A 12,231-nucleotide genomic window follows, 5' to 3' on the forward strand; every position below is an offset into this window, starting at 1 on the left:
CGCCAATCTCACCGAAGCCCCAAAAGCCTTCGGTGACACCCGGCGATTACGCAGAAAACGCCGCAATCGCACCAACTCTGGCTGCAGTAACACATACTTCAACCAGTGGATGATGAGTCTCCGCATCGAGCGCAGGGCACTCCACACGAGCCCATCCAGCTTCGCCGTAGTGGTCCCGGTAGTGGCTCACATTGTTCGGCGCAGCTAAAACAATCGCCCCCAACGGTAGCACTGTCGCCCCTTCATCCCCACCATCAATGAACGGGTCATAGAAAATATCCCGGCTTGCCTGGGGTTCTGCAGCGAGCAATGCGCCCACGCTAAGAGACAATTCGCTTATCGACGACGCTGCCGAGACCACGCCTGCCTCGAGCATCTGTAACGATGCCAGCTCCGCTACCGGCGCCAGCGCCGAGGTCGTCGACACTGCAAGCATTCTGCGGCCTGCCACCCACTGCGCTACCTGCCGCGCGGGGTTAACTGTTTCATCTCGCTGCGGAGCACAAGCGGCAATATCGGCGTCCACCGCATCGGCGACTTCCTCGACTATCCCAGCCGGAGCCAGAGCGGTGGCGCCACATTCGGTGAGCGCGCTGGCGATGGCACCGACATAGGCGGTAAAGGACGCCGACTCCGCCATCGCCGGGCGCGGAACCACAACCGTATCGGGGCTACCTGCGGCACGCAATGGCCCTTCACCGGGATCCACCACGACCGTGGCTGCTCCTCGCCTATGAGCTTCAGCCAGAGCTGCACCGAGTGGGCTGCCGGGGTTGTCGTCACAGACGATGACCAAATCGAGGGCGCCGACATAACTGGGCAACTGACGCGCAATTACGACCGGGCAGCGGATGTCGTCGGCAAGCGCGCGCACGGATTCGGCGGCGAGCTGCGCCCGACGATTTCCCACGAGGATGACCGCGCTGCGCGGCAGTGGAAGTTGAGCAAACGCTCCCCCGCGAGTCGCGGAGGCAGCAGCTCTGAGACCTGCGCCGGCAGTGGCCATACGGTAGAACAGGGCCTCTTGGCGCGGGTTATGGGAGGAGTCGAATGACGAGGTCATACTCCCAAGCATGCCTGAAAACGGGCGTGTGGGGTTGATTAACCGCGGATGATGCCGAGAACTTCGTCGACAAGAGCATCGACCTCAGCACGCGTCGGCGCCTCGACGTTCAGACGCAGCAGCGGCTCCGTATTGGAGGCCCGGACGTTGAACCACGCCTTGGAATCCGCCAGCCCAATGGTCAGGCCATCCATCCAGTCCGAGGACTCGGTGCGATCGGCAAACGCAGCCTCGATTTCCTTCTGCTTGGCCTGCTGCTCCTCTGCGCTGCCCAGGCGGGAATTAATCTCGCCGGAGGCCTCGTAGCGGTTGTACTCGGCCATGAATTCGCTCAGTGGCTTATCCTGCTCTGCCAGTGCGGCCAGGACATGCATGGCGGCGAGCATGCCGGAGTCAGCGTTGAAGAATTCCTTGAAGTAGTAGTGCGCCGAATGCTCGCCACCAAAAACAGCACTGTGCTCGGCCATTTGCGCCTTAATAAAGGAGTGCCCAACACGGGTACGAACCGGGGTTCCGCCGTTTTCCACAATCATCTCCGGCACGACGTGCGAGGTAATCAGGTTATGGATGATAGCCGCGCCCGGGTTCTGCTCCAGGTAGCGGGTGGCCACCAACGCACAGATGGCCGATGGGCTGACCGGGTTGCCCTTCTCGTCGACGACGAAGCAGCGGTCAGCGTCGCCATCGAAGGCAATACCGATGTCTGCGCCCTGCTCCACCGTGAACTTCTGCAGGTCAACGAGGTTGGCGGGCTCCAATGGGTTGGCCTCATGATTCGGGAAGTTGCCGTCGAGCTCAAAGTAGAGGTCAGCAACATCCATGTCTTCCCCGAGCACTGCCGGGACTGTCAGTCCCCCCATACCATTACCGGCATCGACTGCGATCTTCAGGCGACGGCCAGAGCGGATGTCGACCAGCCCATGGAGGAACGCCGCGTAATCCTGCAGAACATCCTCGTGATCAATTTCGCCCGGAGTGCCGGTGTACTCCGGGATTCCGTCGACAAGCAGATCCTTAATCTGAGCAAGCCCTGTCTCCTGCCCGATTGGACGAGCCAGCGAACGGCACATCTTGATGCCGTTGTATTCAGCCGGGTTGTGGCTGGCAGTGAACATCGCGCCCGGGCATTCCTTTACTCCGGAGGCGAAATACAGCTCGTCCGTAGAGGTCAGGCCGAGCAGGGTGACGTTGAGCCCCTGTGCAGCCGCGCCGTCGGCGAAACTAGCCGCCAACTCCGGTGAGGACTCACGCATATCGTGGCCAACTACGGCACGTGTTGCGCCCTCTGAACGCATGATGTGTCCGAAGGCGGCGCCGATGGCTCCGACAAGGTCCGCGTCGATGCCCTCACCGACAACACCGCGCACGTCATAGGCCTTGATGACGGCATCCAAATCGGAACGATTGTAAGTGCCCACGAAAAACCTCTCTGGGTAAGTATCAGTTTTGTGAAAATGATACTAGCCACAGAGAGGCTCTCACAAAGAAATGCCGCGGCAAGATGGCATGAGCTGGGGCACGGCGCCCGGCCCGTTAGTCGTCCGAATCCTCCGGATCGCGAACTACATGCAGGTGACCGCGCGCGGATTTCCGCGTCGACGGGTGACGACTGGAATCAATCTTGTAGGTCTGAGGACGGTTGTCGACCTCATCCCGCAGCACCAGGCCAGTCGCGTTGCGGCCAGCCTCACGGACGGCTTCGGCCAGTGCGGTCAAATCATCATCGTCCTGGGCGGGCGTCGGCACGTCGTAACGCACGAGCTCCCACCCCAGCGGTGCGGTGATGGAACGCGCGTGCTTCTCACAGAGATCCCAGCTATGCGGTTCGGACGCGGCGGCGAGCGGACCCACCACAGCCGTCGACTCCGCGTAGGCATACGTCAACGTAGCTACGGCAGGTTTGCCACAGCCGGGCCGGCAACAACGTCTAAAAACACTCACGGCATCAAAGTCTAGACCCTAACTTTAAGTTTCGATAGTTTTTCTCCCACTCGGGCGTTTTTCGCTTTCCGACGCTCCCCCGGGGCACCCCAGCCTTACCCAGTAAACCTGCGACATGGCCGGAAGCTGGCCTCACCCACGTTGACGATCCGACCGATTAAGCTCAACAAATATGAATTCATCGGCTTATACTCCGCGCTCTTTGCGACGCTCACTGCGACGCGGTCGCGGACCTCGGGGACCTCTGTTGCCGCCGGAGGTACCCCGCTGGAAGAGCCGTTCAGAAGCTTTTGACCAGGCGGTTATTGACGCCTACGCCCCATTGGATCAGCGCTGGTCCCGACAACTGTCACACCTGGACATCGCCATCGACACGATTCCTCGCATGCAGTTACGCCCGGACATGTACTTCCCGGAAGAGATTGTCGCTGACGGACCTGTACCACTGGGACGGCTTATCCCCGCTGGCATTGACCGCGTAGGCAACCCCACCCGCCCCTGCGTAGTAGTGTTCCGCCGCCCCATTGAGCGCCGTGTCTCGGGCCGAGTGGAACTCGACCAGATGCTGCAATATGTACTGACCCGCCTGGTAGCGGTATATCTGGGCATTGACCCGGTTGAGGTGGACCCTAGTTTCAACGAGAACTTCCTGTAGAAAGCTTTCTCCTAAGGAGCTCCCTAGAGACCGGGTTAATAGACAAACAGTGTGTGATTCTCAAGATAGTAACTGGTCAGACCCCATAAATTACCGGCTGCACGCGTGAATACGGGCTGCAAATGTGAAACTGTGCAAGTTTATGACACTTTCAGGCCATTTTTCGGGCGATTTTTGTCATAAACGCAGTCAGTAACTCGCATTAAGAACTAAGCGACAAAAGGGCCCACCCAGCGACATGCTGAGCGGACATATTTTCGTCTATTAACCCTAGAGAGCAGGAAAAACTCGTTCACCGAAAAATCCCCCAGGGTATTACCCAAGGGGAAACTGCGAGGTCGAGCGAAGGATAAAATACAGAACCGGCTGCCCTAGCCAATCTGCCGCTTCAAACGGCGGCGCTCACGCTCAGAGAGGCCACCCCAAATGCCGAAGCGCTCATCATGCTCGAGAGCAAACTCCAGGCATTCATCTCGCACACCACAAGCACGACAAATACGCTTTGCTTCGCGAGTGGATCCACCCTTCTCAGGGAAGAAAGCTTCTGGATCGGTCTGGGCACACAGAGCTTGCTCCTGCCAGTCCTGATCGACGGCTTCAAACAACCCCGAAAGGTCATCTGCCCACTCTGTCAACGGCCGAGGCTGGTTTTCAGAGGAGCTATCATTCACAGCGATGTCACCCGCATTCGTCTCACTATCCACAGCAGAGCCGCCATCAAACATGCTGGACTTTTCCATGCCGAGGGCCTCCTGATGATTGTTGCTGCGGGTCTTTAAATTGGGCTTAGTGTGCGAAACACACATTTGTGATTACACACGTGTAACCCACCATCGGTCAAGCCGAATAGAGAATTTGCCCCAATACTTTTCATTGCCCCTGAAGCCCCTCCCCCCGCGTTGGGGATTAAGTTCAGGTTGAAGGATGGCCCCCGAACTCTAAACCTGCCACCTGAACTCAATCACATTCGCCACACGCCTCTCACCAGCACCTTTGGCGACACTTCGGCAACTCTAATCAGATATTGCCGACAAAAATCTGACACGCCGAAGGCTGCAGACTAGACATCCGTCGAAAAACGTACTCCGTGATCTGGAATCTGGACGCCCGGCCACACACGGATACCGTTGATCAATTCACAGCGCGCACCAACGACGGCACCCTCGCCGATAATGGCATCACTGATGACCGTTCGCGGGCCAATATCGGCACCATCGGCAATCACAGAGCGCTCGATCACAGCACCGGCACCGATGCGTGCGCCGTCGAAGATCACCGATTGATCAATCCGAGCTCCCGCACCAATCTCCGCCCCACGGCCGACAACAGAGCCACCGTAGAGAAGAGCACCGCCACCGACCGACGCAGATTCGTCGACAAGCGCTTCGCCGTGCTTACCCTCTAGAAGTGGTGACGGCGCGATACCGCGGACCAAATCGGAGGAGCCGCGGACGAAGTCACCCGGAGTCCCCATGTCACGCCAGTAGGCGTAATCAACGTGACCGTAGACGTTCATACCGCGGTCAAGCAGCGCTGGGAAGATTTCACGCTCAACGCTGATGGGGCGACCAGCCGGAATCGACTCGATAATCTCGCGGCGGAACACGTAGATACCGGCATTAATCTGATCGGTCGGCGGATCCTGGGTCTTCTCCAGGAACTCCAGGACGCGCCCATCCTCATCGGTCGGAACACAGCCGAACGCGCGTGGATCCGGCACACGGACGAGGTGCATCGTGACGTCCGCATCCTTCTCCGCGTGGGTGCCCAACACCGCGCGCAAGTCGGTACCGCCGAGGACATCGCCATTGAAAATCATTGCGGTGTCATAGCGCAGCTTGTCTAGGACGTTTCGGATACCGCCACCGGTTCCCAGCGGCTCAGCCTCAAAGACGTATTCAATTTCGAGACCCAAATCCGAACCGTCGCCGAAGTGTTCTTCAAATACTTCAGCTCGGTAGGAGGTGCCCAATACCACGTGCTTCATACCTGCTGCACGAATGCGGCCAAGCAGATGCTCCAGGAATGGATGCCCTGCCGTGGGCAGCATCGGCTTCGGCGTATTCACGGTAAGGGGACGCAAACGCGTACCTTGCCCGCCAACCAGAATGACAGCGTCAGTCTGTTCAGCCAACGTGGCTCCCGCCTGCTGTGCAGCATCCGCTCCCGGCTGGAAGGCGGAGCCATGCCCAGCACTCGGACGAACTTCGGTAGTCATGAAATCGGTAACTTTCTTCGATGGATCGTTCCAACAGTTAATTAATTCCTACGCTTTTTGACCGCGATTATGACTTTGCCACGCAGGAACAGCCCCAAACGCAATGCCAGTCGCACAGGTGCCAGCGCCGGCCCCGGCAGGCGATCTGACATAAAACGGTATGCCGACTCGTGATGGGCCTTTACGGTAATTTCCGGGTGCTTACTGGCAGAATGTCCCTGCGCGTGACGTATCTCTGCACGGGGACAGAAAACATTGCTCCAACCGGCCTTGCCCAGTCGGTCACCCAAATCCACGTCCTCCATGTACATGAAGTAGCGGGTATCAAAGCCATCAATCTGGTCGAACGCATCCCACCGCAGCAGCAGGCATGCGCCCGACAACCATCCCGCCGATCGCTCACGATCCATATCCGTGTCATCCCGGTAGTGACGTGAGAAAGGGTTAGTAGGCCAGATATCGGCAAGCAGCGCGTGTCCGATACCGCTGACAAGTTTAGGAACCGCGCGTGCCGACGGGTACACGCTGCCATCCGCCTCGCGAATCAGCGGACCAATCGCTCCAGCTTTGGGGTTGCGCTGCGCGCATTCCAACAGAACATCGATTGCGCCAGGGGCAAACACCACGTCAGGGTTGACCAGCATGACGTAATCAAGATTGATTTCACCAGCACGGCGAGCCCGCCCCAGCTCCGCAATGCCACGGTTGGCGGCCGCGCCATAGCCAATGTTGCCGCCGGTACGCAGAAGCTGAACATCCGCTCCGGTCTCCTTGGCCCGAGCTTCTTCCTTCTCCACGGAACCATCCGTCGAGCCGTTGTCGGCCATAATCAGACGCGTGGAGGCACTGGCGGCGGGGCCCAGCGAATCCACCAGCTTGCTCAGGTGCTCACCGGGCGAAAAGGTCACGGTGACCACACCGAGCGGAAGCTGCGAGGGTTGCGGGGAATTCGAGGTTGCATTCACAAACCTAGACCCTAGGTCAGGACAGCACGCAAAGTGTCCTGCCACTCCGGAAGCGCATGTAGACCTACCTCACTCCATGCCGAACCATCCAACACGGACCAGGCCGGCCGCGGGGCCGGACGTGGGAACTCACTGCTGGTACAAGCCGCCACACGCTGCGGATCGTGACCGGTGAGCCGAAACACTTCGCGAGCCACTTCGAACCATGTCGCCTCACCGCTGCCCGTGACATGGAAGGTGCCGGTCGGTGCGCTGCTCGGTTCGGACAACACACGTTCGGACAACTCCCAGACAGCTCCGGCGAGATCACCGACAAATGTGGGGTTTCCGTGCTGATCGTCAACGACCTTAATAATTGCCGGATTGCCTTTGTCGTCAGTCGCCGTCTCTGCCAGACGCATCATCGTGGAAACGAAGTCCTTGGCCTCCGGCTGTGTGGGCCCCGACCAGACCCACGCCGTGCGCAAAATAGCGAAACGCGCACCCGAATCACGCACATGATTCTCCCCCACTAACTTGGTACGTCCATACATAGTCTGAGGCGCGGTGAAATCATCAACTCGCAGCGCTCGGCGCTGCCCCGTCATCTCATCGATTGCTACATCACCGAAGACATAGTCGGTGGAGATGTGAATGAGATACGCGCCTTCTTTTTTCGCCCGAGCCGCCAAGTACTTCGGTCCAAGTGCATTGATAAGGTGCGCCGAACCGGGATCGGATTCTGCGCCATCGACATCGGTCGCCGCTGCCGCGTTAATGATGATGTCGACGTCGTCAAGCAGAGGCGTTGCCTCCACAGCAGCCGAATCAGTGATATCCAACTGTGCCCGAGTGAGAGCGCGCACCTCAACACCGGCGGCAAAAGAATCACACTGAAGCGCAGTACCCAGCTGTCCCGCCGCACCAGTTATGGCGACAATGGGACGCCGCGAGTTGCTGTGGGTTGGTCCATGAGTGGCGAAATGCGAGACTGAAATTTCAGACATATTCTTCTTTATCACTATCGTAGATACGATTGACACTGTGTTGAGGTGTAACCGGATACGGATTGACACTGTGTTGAGGTGCAACCGCACACGGTTGGACGGTTAAGGTTTATGTAGTTTCCGCAGCCGCTTACTGCCCTCCACGATGTGTGGAATGCCCACGCAGACATGCAGCACAAATTATATTTTCGAAAAACGGTTTAAGAGGAGCCCCGGTTTGAGCAGCCACACGCCACGCGCGCGTCACGCACGCGATATTCAAGCGCCACCGTCCTCTGCAGAGAGTACAGCCCAAGCTTGGCCGCCGATGCTGCGCAATGCGCTTGTGCTGCTCTCAGCCATTATCCTGGTTATTTCCGCAGTTGGCTGGTGGACACTTGGTAGGACCACCGACAACTTGGGTTCGGGTGGCGACTTCGGTCTAGGCAGTGAGAAGGACGGTGCAACCGATATTCTGCTCGTCGGCTCCGACTCCCGCACCGATGCCCAGGGCAACCCGCTGACTCCGGAAGAAGTTGAGCTTCTGCGTGCCGGCGACGAAGAAGCCACGAATACAGACACGATTATTGTGATTCGTGTTCCTGCCGATGGTTCTTCAGCGACGGCAATTTCCATTCCGCGCGATACCTATGTCCACACCAATCGTCTAGGCAACACAAAGATTAATGGTGTCTACGGCAACACAAAGCAAATGGTAGAAGAGGAACTCGCAGGAAGCGGGGCCTCGCCGGAAGACATTGAGCGTCGCTCGACCGAGGCCGGACGTAGAGCTCTGATTGAAACCATTAGCGACCTCAGCGGTATCACCGTTGACCACTACGCAGAAGTTGGTCTGCTCGGCTTTGTCCTGCTCACCGATGCCATTGGTGGTGTCGATGTATGTCTGAATGAGGCTGTCTACGACGAGTTCTCGGGTGCAGATTTCCCAGCGGGCTCACAGACGTTGAAGGGCGCCGACGCGCTCTCATTCGTCCGCCAGCGCCACGGCCTGCCCCGCGGTGACCTCGACCGAATTACTCGCCAGCAGGTCTTCATGGCCTCGTTCACCAATAAGCTGCTCGGCGCTGGCACACTGTCTAATCCCGCGAAGCTGTCTGAACTGGGCAATGCTGTCCAGCGCTCGGTGGTGCTCGACGACAACTGGGATGTCACCGGATTTGCCACCCAGATGCAGGGCCTCAGTGGTGGCAACGTGAAGTTTGAAACTATCCCGGTGACCTCGATTGACGGTGTCGGTGACTATGGCGAGTCCGTGGTCACAATCGATAAGGGCCAGGTTCACCAGTACTTCGAGACCCTGCTGGGCACCAAGGAAGAAAAAGCTCCGGCGAAGGAAGAAGACGAAAAGAAGGCTGACCCCAACGCGGCTGAAACTACAGTCAGCGTTTACAACGCCACAGGCATCGAAGGTTTGGCCAGCGGCGTCTCAGGCTTCTTAACGGAAAAGGGCTACACCCAGGGAGAGGTCGGCAACGCTGAGTTCGCCGGCGTTGCCTCCAGCCAGATCAATGCGGCTGACCCAGAGGATCCGGCAGCGCAGGCCATCTCTGAGGCACTCGGTGGCGTACCGATTGTCCACGATCCATACCTCGATCCGCACCACATCTCAGTGACAATTGCCGGTGACTACGAAGGCCCGGGATTGACATCAGAGGGAATGGCCGCTGATTCGGGCGACGGTGCCGAACCCGCGCCTGAAGTCGAAGATGGTTCCAATGGCGATGTCATCGGCCAGGAAGGCGGGGCAATTCCGCAGGAAGATCGCCCCGCTATCGACGCCGCCGGCGTGACCTGCGTGAACTAGGCCCGTCCCTTCGGGGAGACCTCAGCGACATGTTCGATGAGGTTATATTCCTCAATTGCGGCCAAGGCCTCCTTGGCCTCCTGTTCGTCCAGCACGTTCATGATGAACCCGTTCTGGACGAACACCCAATCACCTGCCACCAGCTCAGGCACGTACATTGCCGAGCATTGCCGCTTCTGCCCCGCCATATCCACCGTCGCCATCGGCAATGGACCATCGGCGATTGCCAAAACCCGGGCAGGAATTCCAAGACACATCGTGTTACTTCGTCCTCTCCACTACAGTCGGGCGTCCGCCGAACCAGGGCTATCCGTTGTTATATTGTCCGCAGGTGCACCGGCATGTTCCTGCATCGTGAATGTCATCACTCCCGCAGGTGCCGAACTACACGGTAGGCACGGATCAGCGGCCCAAATCGACTTCTCGACCCCCGCAGTCTCCCCGCCACCGCACAGCTGCTCGGTAAGCATACGCGTCAGCCAGGGTTCATTCTGCGCAGTCGGTGTCATAATCTGACAATCCGTAATGATGCCGTCAGCTCCTGCCGTATAACGATGCACTAACAGCCCGCGCGGCCCGTCGATCATCCCGACACCGCTGCGAGGTCCTGCAAAGTCAGCATTCTCAATCGCCGCCGCGGCATTCGGATCGCACACATGGTCGCCGAGCAGTTCCCCGTCGGCAAGCACCTGTCTCGCCCAGGCCACGGTGTCGGCGAGAAGCTGGCGTTGGGCGTCGCGTGGGCTGATTCCACGCTTATCGACGACAACCTGCCTGGAGACCGGCCCCACCCGGTAAAAATCTGCCCGCTGACCTTCACAGCCATCCTTGCCCAGCTCCTTCGAGGCATCAAACACCGGCCTGGGAGCGGCATCGCCCGGACGGGACTCCCGAACACGTGTAGGCCAATCAGCAGCCGGGAAAATCTGCGCTGCGGTATCGGTGTCGTGCCGCGCGACTGCCAGGTAATTTCCCAGCGGAGCAAGTTCACCGTCAGCGTCGACGACTGCGACGTCGAGACCGTCAAAAGTATCCGTCCAAGCATCAGAAGCATCGGGGGCGGCAAGAAGCTCCACTTCCTTGATTACCGCCGTCTCAGCCAGCGCCTCCAGAGCACTTTCTGCCTCAGTAACTAACGTCGTATCCACTGCCGCGCGCACACCGCCAGGGACGGCGACATCTGGGAAATGCGACGGTGCCCCCGCAGCCCGCATCAGGGCTTTTCCGGCACGCTTCATTGCCCGCGCCCCCTCGCGGTCGGCGGCCACAAACTTGGTCGCTAGATTATCCAAGGTCGACCCGGCCACCAGCAGCTCTCGAATCAACTGTGCGGTTCGGGGAATGTCGGAAATCCTGTAGAGGTCCTCCACCGCCCGTACGCCTGCAAGATGATGCACAACCGGGCACAGGCCACACAGCCGCTTGGTGATATCTGGCACATCCAATGCCTGCTTGCCCACGAGCATCCCGTCGATACGCGGCAGCCCTGAAAGGTCGAAGGACACCTGTGTGATGGCACCGTTGTCATCGCGATAGACATCCAGTCGTGCCTCGAATGGGTCAACAAGCTCATCGAGCTGGATGTGCTGGGTAGCCGGAACGGATTTGGATGACATGGTCCGCCTGCGCCTCCTTCGCGCTGAGTGCTTCGCCATAATGGTATCTGTGCATGAGCTTGGATTGTTGACCAGCGTGGTGGAAAAGATTGCCGAGGTCTGCCCGGGACGTACCGTGACAAAGGTGTCAATGCGTGTGGGCGACCGCTCCGGAGTCGTCTACGATTCCCTCATCGCCGCGTGGCCTGTGGCCAGTGCCGCGACGCAGTGTGAGGGCGCCGAGTTAGACGCCGAGCTCATTGTCTCGACGGTCTACTGCCCCACCTGCGAGGCCGAGCATGAAATTGATGAATTCTATGCTCTAACCTGCCCTGTCTGCGGCACCCCAACTGCGGATTTGCGGCACGGCCGCGAGTTTGAAATCTCCAGTGTTGAGGTCAACGCTGAGGGCGAGAGTTAGACGTCGCTTTCGCGCTCGTCGGCAAGCCAGCTGTCGATGAGCTCGCGCGCAACCTCAGTCGCCTCCTCAATGCCGCCAAGTGCCGTGTTGCTGAGCCCCACCACCATGTCGGCAGACTCGTAGACCACTCCCACCACACCGACGCGCTCAGGCTCCTGCCCCAGCAGTCGCGCCGCGGTGAGCAAATCCAGCAAGCCGACCTGATGCGCGGACAGCTTTGCCGCCAATAGTCGCGGGATCTGGTCACCAACGAGCTTGACGACGGTACCGGGATCCCCGGGACCAGCGAGAGCGTCGAGCAACAATAGGTTCTTGGCCTCCTGCACGATGGGCAGCAACTCCATACCGCAGGTGCCACCATCGATGTAGGCAACCGCACCCGTCCATTCGTCCCCTCGCCCGGCGAGGTTCGCAGGATCATCGAGGTTGGAGGGCGACCAGACCAGATGCGCAGAATCCCCAGCCTGCGTTGTCTGCCCCATGCCTGCAGATTCCAGTTCTGGGGCAAGACGCCTCAGCAGCTCGAGACCAATGCCGTCGTCGCCCATGACGGGGTTGCCGATGCCAAGAACCGTCACCAACG

The 12,231-nt window shown here is 59.2% G+C and carries 13 protein-coding genes; 3 read left to right on the top strand and 10 right to left on the bottom strand.

Translation table 11 applies throughout. From position 1 onward, the window contains the following. Positions 1 to 46: 46 nt before the first annotated feature. The 3 genes from QP978_RS01695 to QP978_RS01705 all read right to left on the bottom strand — a co-directional run bounded on the left by QP978_RS01695 (position 47) and on the right by QP978_RS01705 (position 3,004). The gene (locus tag QP978_RS01695) at positions 47 to 1,063 is read right to left on the bottom strand and encodes a hypothetical protein (protein ID WP_049193299.1); all 1,017 of its coding nucleotides are present in this window, start codon (positions 1,061 to 1,063) and stop codon (positions 47 to 49) included. A gap of 38 nt (positions 1,064 to 1,101) precedes the next feature. Next, positions 1,102 to 2,481 carry a phosphomannomutase/phosphoglucomutase gene (locus QP978_RS01700; protein ID WP_284856768.1) on the bottom strand — a complete coding sequence of 460 codons (1,380 nt, stop codon included), beginning with the start codon at positions 2,479 to 2,481 and terminating at the stop codon, positions 1,102 to 1,104. Between the two features lie 115 nt (positions 2,482 to 2,596). Next, on the bottom strand, positions 2,597 to 3,004 hold the full coding sequence (locus tag QP978_RS01705) for a DUF3499 domain-containing protein (protein ID WP_005509890.1): 408 nt from the start codon (positions 3,002 to 3,004) through the stop codon (positions 2,597 to 2,599). Positions 3,005 to 3,176: 172 nt separating this feature from the next. On the opposite strand from QP978_RS01705, the gene QP978_RS01710 reads away from it, so the two are divergent. Continuing rightward, on the top strand, positions 3,177 to 3,659 hold the full coding sequence (locus QP978_RS01710; RefSeq protein ID WP_016422197.1) for a metallopeptidase family protein: 483 nt from the start codon (positions 3,177 to 3,179) through the stop codon (positions 3,657 to 3,659). Positions 3,660 to 4,030: 371 nt separating this feature from the next. On the opposite strand, the gene QP978_RS01715 is transcribed toward QP978_RS01710, so the two are convergent. The 4 genes from QP978_RS01715 to rfbD form a co-directional block, all read right to left on the bottom strand. Continuing rightward, positions 4,031 to 4,399: a WhiB family transcriptional regulator gene (locus tag QP978_RS01715; protein ID WP_005510060.1), complete on the bottom strand. Its 369-nt coding sequence runs from the start codon at positions 4,397 to 4,399 to the stop codon at positions 4,031 to 4,033. Between the two features lie 320 nt (positions 4,400 to 4,719). Then, the gene (gene manB, locus QP978_RS01720) at positions 4,720 to 5,877 is read right to left on the bottom strand and encodes a mannose-1-phosphate guanylyltransferase (protein ID WP_048731655.1); all 1,158 of its coding nucleotides are present in this window, start codon (positions 5,875 to 5,877) and stop codon (positions 4,720 to 4,722) included. Between the two features lie 41 nt (positions 5,878 to 5,918). Further along, positions 5,919 to 6,842 carry a glycosyltransferase family 2 protein gene (locus QP978_RS01725; protein WP_284856769.1) on the bottom strand — a complete coding sequence of 308 codons (924 nt, stop codon included), beginning with the start codon at positions 6,840 to 6,842 and terminating at the stop codon, positions 5,919 to 5,921. A gap of 11 nt (positions 6,843 to 6,853) precedes the next feature. Further along, positions 6,854 to 7,828 (bottom strand): dTDP-4-dehydrorhamnose reductase, encoded by a 975-nt coding sequence (gene rfbD / locus QP978_RS01730; protein ID WP_070438462.1) that lies wholly within the window; start codon positions 7,826 to 7,828, stop codon positions 6,854 to 6,856. Between the two features lie 217 nt (positions 7,829 to 8,045). Between rfbD and QP978_RS01735 the strand changes: the two genes are divergently transcribed. Then, on the top strand, positions 8,046 to 9,632 hold the full coding sequence (locus QP978_RS01735; protein ID WP_016422192.1) for an LCP family protein: 1,587 nt from the start codon (positions 8,046 to 8,048) through the stop codon (positions 9,630 to 9,632). Here the strand turns inward: QP978_RS01735 and QP978_RS01740 are convergent. Both QP978_RS01740 and QP978_RS01745 read right to left on the bottom strand, forming a co-directional pair. Continuing rightward, positions 9,629 to 9,889 (bottom strand): HypC/HybG/HupF family hydrogenase formation chaperone, encoded by a 261-nt coding sequence (locus QP978_RS01740; RefSeq protein WP_016422191.1) that lies wholly within the window; start codon positions 9,887 to 9,889, stop codon positions 9,629 to 9,631. The genes QP978_RS01735 and QP978_RS01740 overlap by 4 nt on opposite strands. A 21-nt stretch (positions 9,890 to 9,910) precedes the next feature. Continuing rightward, positions 9,911 to 11,248: a nickel-dependent hydrogenase large subunit gene (locus tag QP978_RS01745; protein ID WP_284856770.1), complete on the bottom strand. Its 1,338-nt coding sequence runs from the start codon at positions 11,246 to 11,248 to the stop codon at positions 9,911 to 9,913. A 40-nt stretch (positions 11,249 to 11,288) separates the two neighbouring features. Here QP978_RS01745 and QP978_RS01750 point away from each other — a divergent pair, with 40 nt between their 5' ends. Continuing rightward, positions 11,289 to 11,648, top strand: a complete 360-nt coding sequence (locus tag QP978_RS01750) for a hydrogenase maturation nickel metallochaperone HypA/HybF (RefSeq protein ID WP_187403833.1) — start codon at positions 11,289 to 11,291, stop codon at positions 11,646 to 11,648. On the opposite strand, the gene QP978_RS01755 is transcribed toward QP978_RS01750, so the two are convergent. Further along, complete coding sequence (locus QP978_RS01755; protein ID WP_070566238.1) at positions 11,645 to 12,229, bottom strand: hydrogenase maturation protease; 585 nt, start codon at positions 12,227 to 12,229, stop codon at positions 11,645 to 11,647. The two genes, QP978_RS01750 and QP978_RS01755, sit on opposite strands and share 4 nt — an antisense overlap. Between the last annotated feature and the right edge of the window lie 2 nt (positions 12,230 to 12,231).

The organism is Corynebacterium sp. MSK035, assembly GCF_030232615.1.
Classification (GTDB): domain Bacteria; phylum Actinomycetota; class Actinomycetes; order Mycobacteriales; family Mycobacteriaceae; genus Corynebacterium; species Corynebacterium jeikeium_D.

What these genes read in the sequence shown, in the direction of transcription:
- QP978_RS01695 (WP_049193299.1), bottom strand. Translation starts at nt 1,063, where the DNA reads ATGACCTCGTCATTCGACTCCTCCCATAACCCGCGCCAAGAGGCCCTG.
- QP978_RS01710 (WP_016422197.1), top strand. Translation starts at nt 3,177, where the DNA reads ATGAATTCATCGGCTTATACTCCGCGCTCTTTGCGACGCTCACTGCGA.
- QP978_RS01715 (WP_005510060.1), bottom strand. Translation starts at nt 4,399, where the DNA reads ATGGAAAAGTCCAGCATGTTTGATGGCGGCTCTGCTGTGGATAGTGAG.
- manB (WP_048731655.1), bottom strand. Translation starts at nt 5,877, where the DNA reads ATGACTACCGAAGTTCGTCCGAGTGCTGGGCATGGCTCCGCCTTCCAG.
- rfbD (WP_070438462.1), bottom strand. Translation starts at nt 7,828, where the DNA reads ATGTCTGAAATTTCAGTCTCGCATTTCGCCACTCATGGACCAACCCAC.
- QP978_RS01740 (WP_016422191.1), bottom strand. Translation starts at nt 9,889, where the DNA reads ATGTGTCTTGGAATTCCTGCCCGGGTTTTGGCAATCGCCGATGGTCCA.
- QP978_RS01745 (WP_284856770.1), bottom strand. Translation starts at nt 11,248, where the DNA reads ATGTCATCCAAATCCGTTCCGGCTACCCAGCACATCCAGCTCGATGAG.
- QP978_RS01750 (WP_187403833.1), top strand. Translation starts at nt 11,289, where the DNA reads ATGGTATCTGTGCATGAGCTTGGATTGTTGACCAGCGTGGTGGAAAAG.